At 40.7% G+C, this 16,957-nt stretch carries 20 protein-coding genes; 6 read left to right on the forward strand and 14 right to left on the reverse strand.

Annotated elements, in window-relative coordinates; all coding sequences use genetic code 11:
• Positions 1 to 137: 137 nt before the first annotated feature.
• Both mobH and L2748_RS12115 read right to left on the reverse strand, forming a co-directional pair.
• The gene (gene mobH / locus L2748_RS12110) at positions 138 to 1,940 is read right to left on the reverse strand and encodes a MobH family relaxase (protein ID WP_220780098.1); all 1,803 of its coding nucleotides are present in this window, start codon (positions 1,938 to 1,940) and stop codon (positions 138 to 140) included.
• Between the two features lie 106 nt (positions 1,941 to 2,046).
• Complete coding sequence (locus L2748_RS12115) at positions 2,047 to 2,244, reverse strand: helix-turn-helix domain-containing protein (RefSeq protein ID WP_220780099.1); 198 nt, start codon at positions 2,242 to 2,244, stop codon at positions 2,047 to 2,049.
• A gap of 102 nt (positions 2,245 to 2,346) precedes the next feature.
• Here L2748_RS12115 and L2748_RS12120 point away from each other — a divergent pair, with 102 nt between their 5' ends.
• The 3 genes from L2748_RS12120 (at position 2,347) to L2748_RS12130 (ending at position 4,992) form a co-directional block, all read left to right on the forward strand.
• Positions 2,347 to 2,670 (forward strand): helix-turn-helix domain-containing protein, encoded by a 324-nt coding sequence (locus L2748_RS12120; RefSeq protein WP_220780100.1) that lies wholly within the window; start codon positions 2,347 to 2,349, stop codon positions 2,668 to 2,670.
• Between the two features lie 467 nt (positions 2,671 to 3,137).
• The gene (locus L2748_RS12125; RefSeq protein WP_220780101.1) at positions 3,138 to 3,437 is read left to right on the forward strand and encodes a helix-turn-helix domain-containing protein; all 300 of its coding nucleotides are present in this window, start codon (positions 3,138 to 3,140) and stop codon (positions 3,435 to 3,437) included.
• Between the two features lie 553 nt (positions 3,438 to 3,990).
• Complete coding sequence (locus L2748_RS12130; RefSeq protein WP_220780102.1) at positions 3,991 to 4,992, forward strand: replication initiation protein; 1,002 nt, start codon at positions 3,991 to 3,993, stop codon at positions 4,990 to 4,992.
• Between the two features lie 73 nt (positions 4,993 to 5,065).
• On the opposite strand, the gene L2748_RS12135 is transcribed toward L2748_RS12130, so the two are convergent.
• From L2748_RS12135 to L2748_RS12175, 9 genes are all read right to left on the reverse strand, one after another.
• Positions 5,066 to 5,269, reverse strand: a complete 204-nt coding sequence (locus tag L2748_RS12135; protein ID WP_220780103.1) for a hypothetical protein — start codon at positions 5,267 to 5,269, stop codon at positions 5,066 to 5,068.
• A gap of 14 nt (positions 5,270 to 5,283) precedes the next feature.
• Positions 5,284 to 5,607 carry a hypothetical protein gene (locus L2748_RS12140; RefSeq protein ID WP_220780104.1) on the reverse strand — a complete coding sequence of 108 codons (324 nt, stop codon included), beginning with the start codon at positions 5,605 to 5,607 and terminating at the stop codon, positions 5,284 to 5,286.
• A 72-nt stretch (positions 5,608 to 5,679) separates the two neighbouring features.
• Positions 5,680 to 6,063, reverse strand: coding sequence for a hypothetical protein (locus L2748_RS12145; RefSeq protein ID WP_220780105.1), 384 nt, complete (start codon positions 6,061 to 6,063; stop codon positions 5,680 to 5,682).
• A 75-nt stretch (positions 6,064 to 6,138) separates the two neighbouring features.
• Positions 6,139 to 6,483, reverse strand: a complete 345-nt coding sequence (locus L2748_RS12150; protein ID WP_220780106.1) for a hypothetical protein — start codon at positions 6,481 to 6,483, stop codon at positions 6,139 to 6,141.
• Positions 6,480 to 6,953, reverse strand: a complete 474-nt coding sequence (locus L2748_RS12155) for a hypothetical protein (protein ID WP_220780107.1) — start codon at positions 6,951 to 6,953, stop codon at positions 6,480 to 6,482. The genes L2748_RS12150 and L2748_RS12155 overlap by 4 nt, the downstream gene beginning before the upstream one ends.
• Positions 6,954 to 7,024: 71 nt before the next feature.
• Positions 7,025 to 9,328, reverse strand: coding sequence for an SNF2-related protein (locus tag L2748_RS12160; protein ID WP_220780108.1), 2,304 nt, complete (start codon positions 9,326 to 9,328; stop codon positions 7,025 to 7,027).
• Positions 9,325 to 9,945: a hypothetical protein gene (locus tag L2748_RS12165; RefSeq protein WP_220780109.1), complete on the reverse strand. Its 621-nt coding sequence runs from the start codon at positions 9,943 to 9,945 to the stop codon at positions 9,325 to 9,327. The genes L2748_RS12160 and L2748_RS12165 overlap by 4 nt, the downstream gene beginning before the upstream one ends.
• Before the next feature lie 69 nt (positions 9,946 to 10,014).
• On the reverse strand, positions 10,015 to 11,103 hold the full coding sequence (locus tag L2748_RS12170) for a DUF6094 domain-containing protein (protein ID WP_220780110.1): 1,089 nt from the start codon (positions 11,101 to 11,103) through the stop codon (positions 10,015 to 10,017).
• Positions 11,104 to 11,157: 54 nt separating this feature from the next.
• Positions 11,158 to 11,727, reverse strand: a complete 570-nt coding sequence (locus L2748_RS12175; RefSeq protein WP_220780111.1) for a DUF3275 family protein — start codon at positions 11,725 to 11,727, stop codon at positions 11,158 to 11,160.
• Between the two features lie 507 nt (positions 11,728 to 12,234).
• Here L2748_RS12175 and parM point away from each other — a divergent pair.
• From parM to L2748_RS12190, 3 genes are all read left to right on the forward strand, one after another.
• Complete coding sequence (gene parM / locus L2748_RS12180; protein ID WP_220780112.1) at positions 12,235 to 13,182, forward strand: ParM/StbA family protein; 948 nt, start codon at positions 12,235 to 12,237, stop codon at positions 13,180 to 13,182.
• Entirely contained in the window at positions 13,179 to 13,409 is a 231-nt protein-coding gene (locus tag L2748_RS12185; protein ID WP_220780113.1) for a hypothetical protein, read from the forward strand. Before parM ends, L2748_RS12185 begins: the two co-directional genes overlap by 4 nt.
• 110 nt (positions 13,410 to 13,519) lie before the next feature.
• A complete protein-coding gene (locus L2748_RS12190) occupies positions 13,520 to 13,681 on the forward strand; it encodes a hypothetical protein (protein WP_220780114.1) in 162 nt (53 codons plus the stop codon).
• 65 nt (positions 13,682 to 13,746) lie between these two features.
• Here L2748_RS12190 and L2748_RS12195 read toward each other — a convergent pair whose 3' ends face one another.
• From L2748_RS12195 to L2748_RS12205, 3 genes are read right to left on the reverse strand one after another with little or no spacing between them, the layout of a single operon-like run.
• The gene (locus L2748_RS12195) at positions 13,747 to 15,411 is read right to left on the reverse strand and encodes a conjugal transfer protein TraG N-terminal domain-containing protein (RefSeq protein WP_220780115.1); all 1,665 of its coding nucleotides are present in this window, start codon (positions 15,409 to 15,411) and stop codon (positions 13,747 to 13,749) included.
• Positions 15,405 to 15,707 (reverse strand): hypothetical protein, encoded by a 303-nt coding sequence (locus L2748_RS12200; protein WP_246616101.1) that lies wholly within the window; start codon positions 15,705 to 15,707, stop codon positions 15,405 to 15,407. The genes L2748_RS12195 and L2748_RS12200 overlap by 7 nt, the downstream gene beginning before the upstream one ends.
• The gene (locus L2748_RS12205; protein WP_246616102.1) at positions 15,700 to 16,956 is read right to left on the reverse strand and encodes an integrating conjugative element protein; all 1,257 of its coding nucleotides are present in this window, start codon (positions 16,954 to 16,956) and stop codon (positions 15,700 to 15,702) included. Before L2748_RS12205 ends, L2748_RS12200 begins: the two co-directional genes overlap by 8 nt.
• Position 16,957 lies beyond the last annotated feature (1 nt).

The following is a 16,957-nucleotide window of genomic DNA, read 5'->3' on the forward strand; positions in this document are numbered from 1 at the left end:
CTCACCAATGGTCAACGTATTTAACATGGCCACTTGATCCATTGTCATGCCTAGCTGTTGTAATTCATGCAACTGTCCATACTTGGCATATAAGCAGAGTTGATTTAAAAACAGATAGTTAAAATTAATAGGTGCGATCATAAGAAGTTCACCTCTAACCCAGCATAATCAGCCAATTCCAATGCCTTAAGCGCATCATTAAGCTCAACCACAAAACAACTTATTGGTGCTGAATTCGACACGTTAATAGTATGTATAGTGCGTCCCTCCTTGGTTTTAATGTGTAGGCCCAGGGCAATAAAGCCGGCTTGCACCATCATGTAGCTCTCTTTATTTAACTGATCCATTGATACACAAAACAGCTTCATTGCGGAGGGAGAGGTGATCAATAAGTGCCCCTGAACAACATGCACGACACTATCACCCTGATTAACTGTAAGTTCACCACTTGTAATCCCTGATTCAACCCAAGACCAGAATAATTCCCCAACAGCTTCTTCAGTCAAGTCATCAAAATTTATTGCGACTGCACTGACTGCACTGTTGGTCTCTATGGGTTTAATGCTAGGTAATACCTCTGTCGTTCCCATACCTGGGATCAAACTCATTAATAAATCATCATTAACAGGACTATTTGCTGAAATAGCGATTGGAGTATCAACTGTCGCCATAGCTGCTGTTTCGTTATGTGCAACCTGCTCAGTAACATCCACTGTTGATGATTCTTCAACAACTGGAGCCGTTTCATCCAATAAAATATCTATACTTCCACTTAGTGATTTGAATGAAAGGTCAGGAATAAAGCTTGGTAGATGAATACATAAACAACCTAAATGTTGATACCAATCTATATCAGTAAGTGTGACTTTAATCTTCCAAACCGCTGAATCCAAAGGGGTTGAGCAAACCATTTTATGTTGCAACAGCACAGCAAACAGTTCTGGATTAGTGGTTGGCACGTCAGTGACTCCACGGTCAACCAACGTTTCTCTAATTAAATCAGCAATGGGATCGCAGACTAAATATAATTTATCGGCATTAACGAAGCCTGTGGCTCCCTTAGTATTGAGTAAAATCTTCTGCTCAGTTAACAGATATGTCAGGCATGTATGAAGTTGTTCAGCGAGTGCATTTTGACCAAAACGTACTTTCTTTGCAGCTAAATTAATATCTTCCTTAGTTCCCCCTAAATCCTGCGAAATGCTGGCAGCATCGGCTTGCTTGATGATTTGCTCAATCACATTGTCTGGATTGCTATGCCCAGTAAGAAATTGACTCAACATGCCAAACAGCATGCTGTCACTCGTGATAGCAACCATTGGGTCGTCTTGAACGACTTGCATTAAGAAACTTAAACCTGAACGATTAGATAATAAGTAAGCCCGGTCATCTTTATATTTAAATCTGTATGGGGTAGCTAATTTGCCAATGGGTCCCAGTGGTGGAGTCCATGTCGTATTTTCTTTGTCCTTACGTAACTCAACATCAAAGTCCATGATTTTACCGCTGTCGTGAAAAAGAGCAGCTAAGAACACACCGTACGCCCACATGATTTCACGGTGGATAACATCCTCTGGTGGCACGTTCGGGGGCATGATGTAGTTACGTCTAATGCGCATGGCGTATATGGCGACATCGAGCGAATGAAAGATTAATCCTTTCTTACCATGATGGTGATAACTTGCAGATGCAGGGAAGTCTTGCGCCCACAGAGCAAAATTGATCACGGTATTGACGACAAAGTCATCCCAAATTTCATAGGGCAATGCCAGGCCGCTACGCTTAAGTACACGCAATTTTTCTTTGATAGCATCATCTTCACGGATTTGTTTTTCCGTCCATGGCAAAAAATAACCCTCTGGAGCAATGTCCTTCGTGAAAGAGACTGTTGCAGTAGGTTCTTGTCTTACCAATGATTTTAATTTTTTGATGATGCTCATATTTTTAACTCTTTAAAAAACTGTATACGCATACAGTACTGTGCTAAATATACACTCGTACTCATTAAGTTGTATATTGATTTAGATCAAATATTGCTCAAAAGGCTTATTCTTCATACAAATCAGGCCTTAACTCATGCTTTGGTATACCTGTGATTTTTGATACTGCTTTTACTTTTCTGGGATCTAGTTTTCGATGCCCGTTTTCTAAAAATGAAACCATGGATTGATTTAAATCCAACATTTCTGCCAGTTCTATCTGTGTAAGTTGGTTCTTTTTCCTGTATTCAGTAAATACATTCATGTCTGATTACCTCCGGTGATATTATTTAACTACCTATAGAGATTGAGCACAAGTAATACATACTCATAATCGCTATAAATTATGTGACCTAAGGGTGTTGTTGTGTGGCAAGACAAAATTCAAGCAGTGCTAAAAAGCAAAGAAATGACTCAAGAAGAATTGGCTATAGATGCAGACCTGTCGCAAAGTGCGGTGTCAGCATTCCTTTCAGGTAGGAAAAATCCAAGCCTAAATAGCTTAATAAAAATGACAACTGCGCTGGATATGACATTGGTCGAGCTATTTAGTCCTATAGAACCAAAGTCAACCTATGAAGAATTGAGTAGGCTAAAACTCGAACTTCACAAAATCATAGAGTCAGCAGAATCGTCACAATTACATTCCTTGTCATTGCTAGTAGCAATATCAAAAAAAATCTTGCGATAGTTTAGAACGCATCAACTTCCAGACAGAAAGCAACGCTAAACCTTGCTGCTATGCAGCGAGGTCTATAAGTGATCATTGACCAAAGTCTATGATTCAACGCTCATTAAATGAGGTTGTAGTTTAGGCTGATGAAAAGCATCAGTGCTTCAATTCTTAAGAAAGAAGCTAAGTTTAGGACACCTCAATCAAATCTAGTTAGTACCAGATTTGAACGCGACACAATTTCATGAGGCCATTTAAGGCTATTGCCGTGTGCTTCACACTGTAGAGTCAGTGAGCAACTGTTGAGTGAGATTATCAGTTGTTTCAAAAAACGCCAACAACTATTTACTTGTAATGCGTTGCTTTCTGTCTGGAAATTCAAATGGTGGGAATAACTTCCCTTGTATCGTGATTATGTTCCCATTCCTTGTCTTGTCAATACCTTTTAAACTTATATATAGTTTTTTATAAGTTCCGAGATTCAAATGACACCTACTGAAAAGCGAATTTCAGATGCAATTAAGGCATGTGGACTAAGTAATACCGAGTTAGCAAAAAGAGTTAATGTAGAAAGAACTTCTATTGGTAAGTGGATTCAAACAGGTAGACTTTCTGTAGAAAATCTTGCCAATTTGTGTTCCGTTTTGAACATAGATCCTAAATATTTTATGTATGAAGATGAAAATACAGCTCTTTACTCAAATGTTTTTAAAAATGAATTAGAGGATATTATTTCAACTCAATTGCTCCTTTTGGAAAAATTAGAAAAGCTTAAAGATGGTTAAGTTATACACATATCCACAAGTAATATAATAGATCTATATATTTTATATATGGATCTATAAAGATCTATAAAGATCTATAAGGTTGTCATTTTACCTTATTTTTCAAATACTAACAGTGCTAAACATTACTTCCTTCTGTTATTCCTATTACTGTTTACTGTTGTTTGTAGATCGTTTCATTGTTTTAACTACTACTATTTACTGTTCTTAGTAGAACTATTCTCTGTTTTAAATATTACTATCTACTGTTTTTTATTGCGTTTCATGTTAATAACTAATTTTATCAATTTTATGCTTATTCAAAGTGTTTCCGTGGAGTTTACTTCCAACTTATCAATCAGTTAGTGTGCGTAGTCGGCGGTTTTGGATGTTCCATTACTTTGTATTGTGACATAGGCTTTAAGTATTACGCATTGCTGTTCAGCGACTTGATGAACGCTATTGATTTTAGTCAACTATTACTGTTTACTGTTTAAACCAACAATAAACAGTAATAGTTTGACTTCTATGAAGGATTATTCTGAATTTTATCAGCTTGAAGGCGGTCTACTGTATGAATATTGAATCGAATCATATAGTTTCAAGTCGTAATGTCCGCGATATAAAAAAGGATTTTTTTAAAAAAAGCCATGAACTAGTCTTTAGTCAGCTTTCATTAAGTCCTATTCAACATGATGTGTTTGCACTTTTTTTATCGCGTTTTGAGAAGGAAAATTGGGATGAGTATCTTCAAACTGGAGATTTAAAAGATATTCCTGAGTATGAATTTCATTCTGATTTACTATCAAGTTGGTTTAAAGCATCAAAGGGGCATCTATCTACATTATTGAAGAAACCGTGCCAAGGCTTAGCAAGTTCAATAGTAGGGATTCCATCAGAAGATGGAGATTTTAGATTTATTCCTTTATTTTCAGATATTAAATATAAAAAAGGCATGTTGAGCCTTGTTCCCAACTACAAACTTCTTGATGCATTTATTGGTGCATCAAAAGGTCATAGTTTAATTCCACATAAAGAATTTAGGGATCTTAAACTTGAGTCGTCTAAGAGATTGTATACAATCTTATGTAGATTTAAGACACATGGTAAGCTTCACCCTCAATCTCTTTCGCAATTGTATTCCCTATTTGGACTTGTTGATGAGTCTGGTAAGTTAAAAAAGAAAACGTATTCAGTAACAGGGAATTTTATTTCAAGAATAATTAAACCTGCCATTGAAGAGATTGATAGACTAGATCCTGAAATTAAATTTTTCGTCGATGCGACGACTGATAACTACGGTTTTAGTTACCAAAAGCAAGGTAGGAAAATATCCGGTATAGAATTTTTGTTTGAATGGAAATCAAACAATTCCATTGGAAAAGTTGAGCTTAACTACGATTCCGCGGTAAATACTTACTGTGAATTAATGGATTTGAAGTTGTTGCCCAGTGAAGTAGAATTAAACAATTTAAAAAATCATCTAGCGGATGTAGTTTTAGCAGGATTTGATACAGGACCTGATTTCATAAAACTTTTCAAGGAAGCTCAAGAGGCCAACAAAAACATGACTTAGTCAATTTCTGGTTCACATATCTTACACTAATAAAAAGGTCCTATAGTTATATAGGACCTTTTTTGTTAAGCGTTTAAAGAGGGATTTCTTTGTAGCAAATATCGACATCGCACTCGTTTTGAATGGCGATAACAATTGCTTCAATGTCGTCTGTAGTGATCATTGACGACCAACTGCAGTTTTGTTCCTCTTCTGTTTGTAGCAATTCATCATAAGTTTCTGCGCTACCGCTGTGTGAGGCCACTTTTGCGGGGTTCCACAATAAATATCTGCCCATGGTGTCATTTCTCGCTAAAAGTGTGTGTACAGCCCTGTGAGGCGCTCAAATGACGCAGTTAAGCTATCACAGTAAATGTCTGATTCAGTGCCAATCGTTTTTACACTTCCTGCCCTGGCATTCACCTTAAGCGCTTCCAGCGTGTAGGTATCATTTGGATCGAGTAATACTCGTATCTTGTTGACCCCCTCCCTCGCTAAACGAGCCGGTAAAGCAAACATTAAGCCGTTCTCTATTGCGACAAACTGTTTTGCCCCTGTAAAGGCGATGAAACGTTGCCCGCCAAGTTGCTGCAAGATCGTTTCTGCAATGATTTGTCGCTCAGTTTTTAATGACATGTGTTATTCCTTAAATGATTAGGGAATAACACCCTTGAGGAATGGTATTCCCCAAGGGTGATAAGTTAATTGTTAGTTGCTAAACACTTTCATTGCGTCAATGAGGATCTCATTGAACGCATCATGGTTTGGCAGAACCGCGCTCATTAACTCATGTTCGTCGTTAATTTGAGTTGAAATGTGTAACCAAAAAAGTTTAGCGATCACGTCAGGCACTTCGTATATGACAGTAATGCTGCTTGGTCGTCTATCTTCTCGATATAACAGCTCATCAAACTGATGCCATTGCACTGTTAATGGGTATAATTCATAAACAAGTGAGTCTTCACCACATCCAAATACATCTCCTACACCTTCAAATTCCTCAGGGATACCTTCAAGGATCGCTTGAGTTAAGTAAAAGTGATATTGCGCAATTTCTACATGGTCTTGGCTGTTAATTGGTTGATTGTTCATTGTGTTACTCCATAAATAAAAATGGGAATAACACTCCTAGGGGAATGTTATTCCCTTAGGGTGGTAACTTATTGACTACCGTTGGAACGGTAATAAATAAGCGTCATGATTGTGCGCTTTACACCTCTCGATAAACGCTTGAGGTGTTAACGCACTGGTTTCTCGTTTATTAGTTAACTCAACCTCAATACTGACGTAAGGATGGTCAAATTCTGCATCAAATGAATCACCAGTTAATGGGTCAAAGCTATAACAACTGGGTAAGCCTAATAATTCAGGTATGGCCCAGTCATCAAGCCCTTGCAGCTCTATCAATGATTGTATTTCATTAAAACCACTGCGACCTTTGATGATCACTTCGCTATTTGTCTTCCAATTGGCGCCACAGCGATACACCATGCTAATTGAAATGTTCTTCATTTCATGATGACCACTCGTGGGCGCTTGTACACAAAACTGTCTTCGGCATCACGGTCAAATTCAAGGCATTGTGCCCCTTGCTTGATCGCCTCAGCTATGATGGCTTGTGTTTTTGGTGACAATTTTAAGTAAAAATCTTCACTTTCCTTTGCACTGTCTAGTGTTTCCCACAGCTTTAGAAAGTACCCCATATCACGTTTTGCAACGCAACTATAGGCGCTTTCTACCTCCTCTGAAAACACATGTTCGTCAAGTGTTGTTAAGTGGTCAGCACTCACGGCCACGGTTAAGTAGCGCTCAATGAATGGCATATTGACTTTGTGTGGCAATAACCGCTTTAAAGCGGCTAATGCAATCGCAGAATGGATTTCTAATTCATTGTCAAAATGAACGCCATAACCGGTCTCCACATTATCTTCAAGCCATAGCAGTAATTGATCTACTGCATAAATATCATGTTGTACTGTCATGTTGTCTCTCCGTAAAAAAAAGGGACAACACCCCCAATGGGAGCGCGTCCCATTGGGGTTAGTAATATTAATTAAGCGTTCAGCAACTTCTTCGCTAATGCGACTTCGATACTGTCACCGTCTGAGTTAAGGGCGTCCAAACCGTTATCGGGCATGTCGCCGCTGGTTGATTGCGTCACTGCAATCTTCTTGGCCATCAGCTCCAAACAAGTCATCTGTGCCGTGTTGTTGTAGCCTAAAAAGGTCACATCAACGGGTTCAGTTTGTCCTATTCGCCAACTTCGTCTAGCGGCTTGCATGAGCGTGTACACGTTGTATCCCGTTTGCATGAAGATTATCGACGGAAACTCCAGTAAATCGAGCCCCGTTTTGACTAGTTCAGGGTTACAGATAATGCAATCTACACCTCTATCTACCTGTTCCAATATCCAATCTTCACGGTCTTCGGTTTTTACCGTGGCGCGCATGACGGCTGATTTTATGCCATTTATGCCCAACAGTAATTTTAGCCGTGATGCCGTATCTCGTTTACCAGTGTAAGCGGTATATACCAAGGTACGTCTGCCATTGCGTTTATTACTGCTCACCAAGTCAATGAGCCTTTCCTCTTTCGGGGTAAGGGTGTCATCGTCAAATAGTGATGGTACAAAGGCTAATGTCTCTCTTGTGCGAGGATGAAGTACATTCTCAGCTCTGAAACAACAATCAGGCCAAGCTAACAACACACTCATTACAACACCAAGTAAGGTCATATCACCCGCTCTGAGTGCTTTACGTAAGCGACCAAGTAATTCGATTTCAAGCGAACGGTATCGCTCGTTCATCTCGTCATCAAGGTCAACCCCTTCAAAGTACTCATCGTAAGCAGGTAAAATACCGTCACCCATGTCTTTCAGTTTGACGAAAACCGTGTACGGTAACACGTAGCGCGAGACCCCTAATGGTCCAAAGCCAGGTGCCCGAGTTTGACTCACACGAATGTTTTTGCCTTTGGCTGTTTTATGGTTATCTTCACTAGAAACCTTCATTATCTCTTTGATAATGCCGTGTTCTTGTGAAAATGCCATTGCCGCACTGCCTAAACGTCCATTGTGGTAAGTGTACCCATCAGCCATCATGATGTTAGGCATACAGCGCCACAAAAGGTAAAACAAGTCTTCTGCATAGCCGCCCATTAATGTGCCTGTGAGTAATAATGTTTGTTTTGAACAAGAAGCCAGGACTTGCATCGCTTGGCCTTGCGCAGAACCCCCATTTTTATACTCATGAGCTTCATCAATCATCATGAGGTCAAAGAAGCCTTTCGGTAAGTAACGCTTAATAAACTCGCTTGCCTGGTAATCTCCTTGACCAAATGCAAACTGACTTTTCGCCAATTTGCGCTCTATGCGTTCAGATTGTCTATCACTGAAAACAAACTCGCCTTCATGATCGAGTAAATTCACCAGTTCGTAGATGTTATCGGTTAAAGCCTGAGCCATATCATTCACCCCAAACGATTGGATGAGGCGCTCTGCTGTCACATTACCAATAGTGGGCAATGTCATCAGCGAACGCTTTACCGTACCTTCAAGCGAACCATCAGCGCGTTTACGGTGCAGTGACCAAAGCGGACTACTGCAATGTTGGCACGTAAGCTGATTCTCCGTTGGAAAGTTAGCCGGTGTGTAAACATTGCCGTCTTCATCTTTGATCTCAGTAAAACAATCAGGACAAATAACATGATGAGTCCATTGATGTTGCGCTTGTTCCTGTTCAAAAGTGGCTTCCGATAACACGCTATGACGCTTTCGTTTCACTTTGAACGTGGGTTTCCAGTTATAACCCATGCGCATTCGCACACGGCCTAAGATGAAATACTCCGGTCCATCATGTGCTACGGCCATCGCTCTAACTTTAAGCAAAGACAGTAACGTATCAGGACCGTTCAATACCCACACCTTCGCATTATCGACAGTGTCGTAAATTTCTCGGCGCCATTTGTACACAAGGTGAGGCGGTGACAACACGAGAATGCGTTGCGCCTTACGTTCAGCGTACATCACAGCTGTCACTGCAATCCCCATCATGGTTTTGCCACACCCCATCTCACCGTTAATAATCGCTGCTAAGCTATTGTCATCGATGAGTGAAGTGCAGACTGCTTGTACGGCTTCCGCTTGCGCCTCAAAGGGCACACGCTTTAAGCACTGCAAGACCATATCTCGGTTAGGAACCGGTTGTTGATATCGAGCTGGATAAGACCGCTCCACATTAGCTAAGAGGCCATCGCCAAAATCATTAACAAAATCTGTCAATGAAATCATGTTGTCTGCTGTCGTCATTTCAGAACTATTTAGCTCTGGTATGTGCGTATCCAATGCTTGCTCAGTCATAGCGCGTCTCCTTTATAAACATAAGAAGTACGGCGCTGTGTCTGAATAGGCAAAGAACCACTTTTAACGGCATCCGCAATAATCGGCTCAATCAACTCAGGCTCCAACGTGAGTTGGTACGCAAACACCCCAAAAGCATCAAGGTGTTTAACGCTATGGTGTAGCAGCACTGCTAATTCATTTTTCCATTCATCAAGCAATGGTAAATGACACAGCGTTTTTACTACGGGCCACAGTGCGTCCCAATTAAGCAGGTTTTGGCTCAATATCCAGCCTTCATGACTGCCATAAGGCGTTTTCATGAGTTCAGGTAAAATTAACCAGGTATGTACCCATTCGCCCACAGGGGTAAATCGCGGTAAACGAGTGGTTATTTTTTTCATGTCTTTGACGCGATTAAGGTTAAGCGTTTGCAAATTACCATCAGGTAAACGCACTCGCTTTTCTCTATATCCCCCCTGAGTGATAGGAAGCGTCAGTGCAGCAAATAAATGTTGCATTTCGCCGTCCCGCGCCCAAAGCGAGATAAAAATTACCTCATCACGGTCATCGACCACAAAAGCGTCGAGGTATAGCCCATCACTTAACGCGATGAGTTGTTGGTTATGTATATTCATGGAGTTCTCATTTATTTAAAGACAAGAAGCCCCATGGAACGGGGCTGTTGCCCCGTAAGGGAAGGTTAATTATTGAATGACAATGATATCCCCAAAGGTTTCACCAGCGGTGATGTCAATGGCTCGTATTGTCGGAATAAATTGGTCTATTTTCGTAGTAATCGTATTGTGTTCGTCCATCGTGGTTGTCGTGCGTTGCACTTTTTTTGTGCCGCCTTTAACCAGTAATTGCCTTGAACCATCATTACTGACTACATGCCCTGATATTTGTCCAGCTGCTAATGCAAGAGACAAATGCCAAGGTGATAGTTTACGCAAAGGATTTGGAACCGCATGGTGTCCAGCTTGCGAAAATACACTGTTGAATCGATGCCACAATCCTTTATGCTCAGAAAAAACATCAGCAAGCAATATTTTATCTGGTGTGACCACCTCAAAACGAAATGCAGAGGGTGGGACTACAGGGGCTGTGTAACCAAGCTCAGCAGGAGAATTAGGTAGGGGAGGCGCAATCATGGCCCCGCTACCCACACTCACTAATCTGGTTTTATGTTCATCTCGTTTAAGCCGGTTGCTTTCGCCACTCATATCTCGTCTGACACCCATAATGACCACTTGTTTAAAGCGGTCGGTGGCAGCGGAATACACTGCAATGTCGCCAATATTCCTGACTAGGTAGCTGCAAAAAGCAGGGGTTAAGCTTGGGAAAGGGATCACTAATGCGATTACCCCTTCTTTTCTTAACATGCCTAAACAACGGCGTGTAAATTGAACCTCTAAACGATTCATGCCTTTATCTGCAGTGCCTAAGTGATCGGTTACCACATCTCCATAAGGAGGATTGAGGAACAGAAAACTCATACTATTGCTGGCAATAACACAATCAAACGTATTAGCGTTCAGAACATGGTTAAGTTGCACGTTCGCAGTGGCTGCGCGCTCTTTATCTAACTCCACGCCATAACAAACCATGGGATTAACATAACGATTGCGTAAAAATTGCAAAGCGGCACCTTCACCACAGCAAGGATCTATCGCACGAATATTTCCGGACGGTACTGTTAACAAATAACTTATCCCTGTAAGGGTGGCGTTATCTGTTGGGTAATAACCATCTTTTAAGTAATTGTGAGCAACGCGAGGATGCATGATGGCCATAAGCCAACCTCCAAACACGGCGCTCCCCACGGGAAGCCCGTGGGTTAGTTAAAATTAAACGTCAAATAGCTTAACCCAAGTCTTATCTTGAGATTTAAACTCCCATAGCGGTTGACCGTTATGGCGTTTTTCTTTGAGATAAGTAATTTGAGCGCGCATTTGTTGACGGTTAGTGCAGTCCAATCTAATGGCTTTACCTAATGGCCATAATTCGCCAAAGAGGGTAGGTCCTATGTCATCATCACCAGAAACTGCTATTGGGGGGGGCGATTGCAGAACCTCTTCAGTTCTAATGGTCGCGACTTCCAAGTCTGTTTCTGGCTCAGGAGTAAAAGACTCTATGTTAGTTGACTCGTCTACTTCAACATATGACACATCATAGTCTAGCCATATTTGAGACAGCTCAGCTCTGGTTTCAATCGTAAATCGATTACCAGATTGATAGCTCCCTGCAAATATTCGCTTAACAGCAAATGTACCTTGGTAAACTCCTTCTGAATACTCTTCAAGAAGTGCATCCTTCACGGTAAACCTACCAACATCCAAATCAAGTTGAGCTACGTTGAAAGCACCAAAACGACCATGAATGGTTTTTACTGTTAATGTTCCAGGAACTTGGATCATGATAGATCTCCAAAAAGAAGATCTTTCCACCGGAAAGACCTTCCGGTGAGTGGATATTGCAGACAACAAAACGCAGTCGATGCTAAATCGGCTATGTTAAATGATCATGAGCAATAATGAGTATTTGTCGTGAACGACGAGACACCTATAAATAGATGATTTAAGTTAAGGATACCCCAATCAGTTTTATAACTGAACGCGACACATTTCGTGGGGCCATTTAAGGCTGTTGCCGTGTGCTTCACGCTATTAAAGTTAGCGCGTACTTTTAACAAACTTAATACTACCAGATGAAGATTTCCTTTTAAAGAGTATCGTGTCCATTTTAAAGTGGAAACACTCTTATCAATGCTAATAAATGATTAGTATTGATAAGAGGTGTTTCATCTCATTGTTAAGCATTCCTCATCATTGATAAAGAGTGATGAGAATAGCTTTACTTTTATTATTTTAATGCTTATCATTGATAAACATTAAACCCCAATGGTTAGTAAAAGGAAGTTAGGAATGATTAACTTAGTGTTAGATGATGGTTCTAATTTTATAAAAATCGCATATCGTAACAAAGATAACAGTATTACAACTCACGCATTTGCTAGTCGAGTAATAAGAAAGGCCGTTCCAAGTACGACATTAACTGGTCTATCTGCTGCAAGTTATGAGATTGATGGAGATCGGTACACTGTGTCTAAAACTGCAGTTGATACAATCCCTACAGATAATAGAACCTATCAAACCTCTTTCCATAACAGAGTATTAATTCAGCATGGTATTAGATATGTACTGGACCAACTTGGAACTGATGAGGAATTCGTTAACGTAATGGTTACTCTTCCAGTGGGGCAGTTTTTTAATCCTGATGGAACCAAGAATGAGCAACTCATCGAGAAAAAGATTCAAAACGTAAAAGGTCATGTAAAAAATTTGGGGGGTAATAAAACAGTGAAAATAGAAAGCTGTTACGTAATGCCAGAAGGCGTCCCTGCATTTACTCATGTAAAAAATGAATTACGTTTGACAGGCAGTAGATATTTATTGGCAGATATTGGTGGAACAACTACAGATCTTGTTGTTATTAATGATCAAGATCAAATTGAACAGTTTCAAAGCTTAAACTTAGGAGCGTTAAAAATGCTTTCTAAATTCTCGACACTAGTCTCTGAAAAGCTAAATTTAAGTGGGCTAACCGATGAATTGGCTGTTAATGGCTTACTTAGTGGAATGGTTGCTGGTGATGATGTGTCAGATATCGTAACCATGGTTTTGAAAGACTTTCAATCTACGGTCAATGATGAAATAGCTAGATTAGGCGAGCTAAGATTGTTTGATGCAGTTATTTATTCTGGTGGTGGAGCTAATTTGTTGTCATCTACATATGTAGATGTTTTAAAATCCAAAGAGCCTCAATTTGATAACGCATTAGGTGCGTTGGCTATTATGGATACTATTGAATGACAAAAACAAGAAATATACAAATTAGACTAAGGGAAGATGTTCCGCATGAACGAGATATTTTAGAATATCTTGATAAATATGGAACAAGATCCGGGCTGCCGAAACAGTGGTTAATTGCAGGTTATGAAAATTCTGTTAATGGAAATACAGGTAGTACTAAGACTGAAAGTAAGTGTGAGCCTGAGAAAAAACCACATGCAATGAGCTCATTCGTCGCAAAAGGATGATGACGAGTTATTAGCACCTAGCTAGTCTCATTATTAATTATTAGGATTCTATTATGATAGCGTTTTTAAGGCGGTGGCATTCCGAGATCGAGAAAGATAGACAACGGAGAATGGCTCTTGAGGAGGAAACTGAATGCTTAGAAGTGGAATCGGATGAAGTTGATCTCTGGACTAAAAGTTGCGAGCAAGCTCGTAAATGGTCAGAACAAGAGTCATTAGAAAATGAAGAGCTTTATCATGCAGGTGACCCTGGGTCTGATACTTTATATTAGGAAAAATGTAGTTCAACCAATTGATGACACTGATTGGTTGAACTACATTTTACGAGCTAATTGCATTAACTATTTAAATTTTTATACTGATGTTTAATGTTTTCTTGAGCTTTACCTGTGGCCATACTTGTCATCATTTCAGTGCCCTTATTCACTCCTTGTTTTAAATGGTTAAGGCCGGTATTAAATGCACTTGATAAGCTAGATACTTGATACCCAGCAAACCCAACAATAGATAGCCAGAGTACTGGGACAACAATATACAAGATTAGCAATACAACTCTTAAAATTTCTGAGTCGAGTGCGTTCATGGTTCCTGCTCCGAAGGAGGATATTGGATTAGTAAAGTTAAAATCGTGGCCACTGTGCATGGCGGATAATAATTTTGATTCCAACGACCGACACCATTCCCACCAAAACGTAAAGTATTGCACCCCAAAATACGCGATAGTGACCGTGATTAGTACACGCCATTGATACAAGGCCATCGGTAAGATCAATGGGATCGCAATAATTAACATACTTAAAATCAATGCTTGGAAAATGGGCAACGCCTCTCTCACAATGAAAAAGGTCGGTTCCATAAACGTTCTGCCAGCAAGCAATCCAGCACCACCTACTGTACTGCCCCACATTTCAGCAGTCGCTCTATCAGAACCACTACTGTTGATTACTGCACCATATCCTCTCGTCGTGCGCCCTGTAGCATTAATATTTTCTGTGCTCAATGCTCGCTGAATAAGCATATCTTTACGCTCTTCTGCAGAAACTTCGCCCTTAAACATTTTATCGAACCAGCCGTTCGGCATCATGATATCAACGTAAATCTCTGGTGAGTTTTCTTTGATTTCTTTTGCTAAACGCTCTCTAAGGCCGTAGGTCGTGTCTTTCCACCACTCGTAGCAAGTAGGGTAAGCTTTGGTGTCAGCTTCGCTTTTGCCTAATCGTTCAGCCCATATCTTGTTATAGCGACTATCTCGTGTCGCGTTATACGGAAATGTAGGAACCGGTTCTAACGATTTAATCCCGCGATACGTAGTATGGGGTACAGCATTATTCGTAGATAAGAAATACTCGTCACCAAGCCAAAGCGCTTTATCAAAGTCGCTATCTGAAATTGAACCTTGGTTTTGATATGACGAGCGCACCATTGCTGATTTTGCATTAGCAAAACATTGCTCATAGAACTGTTGAGTCTCTTGCTGCAGTGCCGGGGAATCAATACTGACTTCGCTTAGTTTGAGCTGTGAACGTGTAATGTCATATGAGCATGGGATTGCCGCCACGGACGCATTGGTTGTGCCAACTGAAATGCCATGAATGAGTTTCCACCAAGCCGGAACCTTAGCGGTTTCACCGCCTAAAGATTCGAATGAACTGTCCCAACTTGTACCCGTATTGTCACCTGGCTTTGTGGAGGATACGCCGCATTGTTCACTACGAACATCGTTGTAAACCATGGTACTGAGTCGTAACTCTTGGCTTGGGTGCATTGCAAACACATAGGCAGCAATGGCTAGCACTAAGCCCACTGCGCTTCGGTTGAGCGATAGTAACCCCTTGTTACCCTCATCTTCACCTTCTTGCATAGCCTCTGTCATCGTGTTAAATACGATGATTACCATAGGCAAAACCAATAGGTTCGCACTTGAAAGAAGGTAAAAAATCTTGTTTGAAATAACCCACGCTTGTAGGGTTAAAAATAGCGTTAAATAGTCATTAACTACCATAACAATCCATCCTGAGCTGTCTGATACAGCATAAATAAGTAACCTTCGTAACAACTCGCAAAGGCAGCGACTAAGAGCGCCATGTAGCGATTAGAACGGTAGTAATAATAAAAACCTATGTACCCGCACACGCGAAATCCAACCATGTACCAGGCATAAGGAAGGGGAGTTAGCGCATTTTCAGGGATTGCAGCTGCCCCCATGCAAAGCAAAACGATTGCAAGTAGGGTTAAAAATACTGAAAGAAGTAAGATGACGCTTTTTTTAGCCCACTTAATCCATTTTTGCTTATCCATTTCCACCTCCAAACTGACCATTTTCAAAGGAGGAGTTCACTTTCGGAGCATCAGGGCGCATTTGCGAATCATCGCTTTGTTTTCTATGAATAACTTCATTAATGACATTGCTAGAAAACTGCTTACGAGCATTAGCTTCGAACTGCAAAATATTTATTTCGTTTTCAAGTTGAGCAATCGCTTTATCAATATCAATCTGAGCGACTTTATTCAGTGCGATATAGCGCTCATTTTTTCCTGCAATTAACGCCCTTCTTGCTAGTAAAGCCTTATCAATGGTTTGAATTAATGCTACCTCAGAGACAACTCGTGGCTCGATAATATCTCGTGCTGGATCTTGTTTAAGCGCTTGAATGAATGCTAATGGAAATGATGCTGAGCCAATATCGCTCTCCATTGCGTCTTGTAGTTCTTGTTGCATACGAGCGGTTTGATGACTAACTTCGGCACTTAATCCAATGCCAGCAACGGCACCTTCCTTGCTCTTATCGATGCCCGTTTGGGTCGTAACGTCACCAACTGCCCCTGTTAACCACGTAGTAAGCTCTTCACTCGTATCCCAGTAGCGATATAACCCTTCTTTTTTCTGAGCTGATTGACCGTCAGTTAACAGCTCAAACCCTGCACCAGCAGTGTCTTTTGTTATTTGAATTGCAGGTTGGCCTTGCCCACCGGCTTTTTGTCCGCCTTTCCAAACAACACCATCGTTGCCACTGTTCTGTTCAACATTTTTCTTAGCCTGTACTGCATCGCCATTTTTAGCCTCGCTAGTCCATGACTGAGCTTTACTTAGTTCAGTCCAATCCGTTGAGGCTAGTTTGTCACCCATCCAGTCAGTCATGTCCTCGCAAGAGTTTTTGCCGTTATCAAAGTCAAATTTCCCTTGTAAAACACCATTCGTCAGTAAGTCATACAAACCTGGATCTTCTTTTTGGATAAAGTAACCAGGAAGTGACATAACTGCAGATGTGGCGTTCTCTAACATGCTTCCCATCATGTCCTGAAAGCCGTCAGTAATGCCGTTTAATTGGTTTTTAACCGTTAAACCAGGATCTAAATTTCCACACTGCAGGTTCATATCCCAACCAATACCAAGAGTCTTCTGAGTTAAGTGACCCTCACGAGCTGGCGCGGAAATGACGTTACCGCCACCTAAGGTGTAATAGATTAAGTCGGTTTGTGCAGTAGCAGGGGCACTAGTACCGATTAACGCTAACATCATCATTCTTGTTAATTGTTTATGCTTCACG

The sequence above is a fragment of the Shewanella sairae genome, assembly GCF_023283535.1.
Taxonomy (GTDB): domain Bacteria; phylum Pseudomonadota; class Gammaproteobacteria; order Enterobacterales; family Shewanellaceae; genus Shewanella; species Shewanella sairae.

Coding starts and splice junctions, on each gene's coding strand:
- mobH (WP_220780098.1), bottom strand. CDS start 1,940: ATGAGCATCATCAAAAAATTAAAATCATTGGTAAGACAAGAACCTACT.
- L2748_RS12115 (WP_220780099.1), bottom strand. CDS start 2,244: ATGAATGTATTTACTGAATACAGGAAAAAGAACCAACTTACACAGATA.
- L2748_RS12125 (WP_220780101.1), top strand. CDS start 3,138: ATGACACCTACTGAAAAGCGAATTTCAGATGCAATTAAGGCATGTGGA.
- L2748_RS12130 (WP_220780102.1), top strand. CDS start 3,991: ATGAATATTGAATCGAATCATATAGTTTCAAGTCGTAATGTCCGCGAT.
- L2748_RS12135 (WP_220780103.1), bottom strand. CDS start 5,269: ATGGGCAGATATTTATTGTGGAACCCCGCAAAAGTGGCCTCACACAGC.
- L2748_RS12140 (WP_220780104.1), bottom strand. CDS start 5,607: ATGTCATTAAAAACTGAGCGACAAATCATTGCAGAAACGATCTTGCAG.
- L2748_RS12145 (WP_220780105.1), bottom strand. CDS start 6,063: ATGAACAATCAACCAATTAACAGCCAAGACCATGTAGAAATTGCGCAA.
- L2748_RS12150 (WP_220780106.1), bottom strand. CDS start 6,483: ATGAAGAACATTTCAATTAGCATGGTGTATCGCTGTGGCGCCAATTGG.
- L2748_RS12155 (WP_220780107.1), bottom strand. CDS start 6,953: ATGACAGTACAACATGATATTTATGCAGTAGATCAATTACTGCTATGG.
- L2748_RS12160 (WP_220780108.1), bottom strand. CDS start 9,328: ATGACTGAGCAAGCATTGGATACGCACATACCAGAGCTAAATAGTTCT.
- L2748_RS12165 (WP_220780109.1), bottom strand. CDS start 9,945: ATGAATATACATAACCAACAACTCATCGCGTTAAGTGATGGGCTATAC.
- L2748_RS12170 (WP_220780110.1), bottom strand. CDS start 11,103: ATGGCCATCATGCATCCTCGCGTTGCTCACAATTACTTAAAAGATGGT.
- L2748_RS12175 (WP_220780111.1), bottom strand. CDS start 11,727: ATGATCCAAGTTCCTGGAACATTAACAGTAAAAACCATTCATGGTCGT.
- parM (WP_220780112.1), top strand. CDS start 12,235: ATGATTAACTTAGTGTTAGATGATGGTTCTAATTTTATAAAAATCGCA.
- L2748_RS12185 (WP_220780113.1), top strand. CDS start 13,179: ATGACAAAAACAAGAAATATACAAATTAGACTAAGGGAAGATGTTCCG.
- L2748_RS12190 (WP_220780114.1), top strand. CDS start 13,520: ATGGCTCTTGAGGAGGAAACTGAATGCTTAGAAGTGGAATCGGATGAA.
- L2748_RS12195 (WP_220780115.1), bottom strand. CDS start 15,411: ATGGTAGTTAATGACTATTTAACGCTATTTTTAACCCTACAAGCGTGG.
- L2748_RS12200 (WP_246616101.1), bottom strand. CDS start 15,707: ATGGATAAGCAAAAATGGATTAAGTGGGCTAAAAAAAGCGTCATCTTA.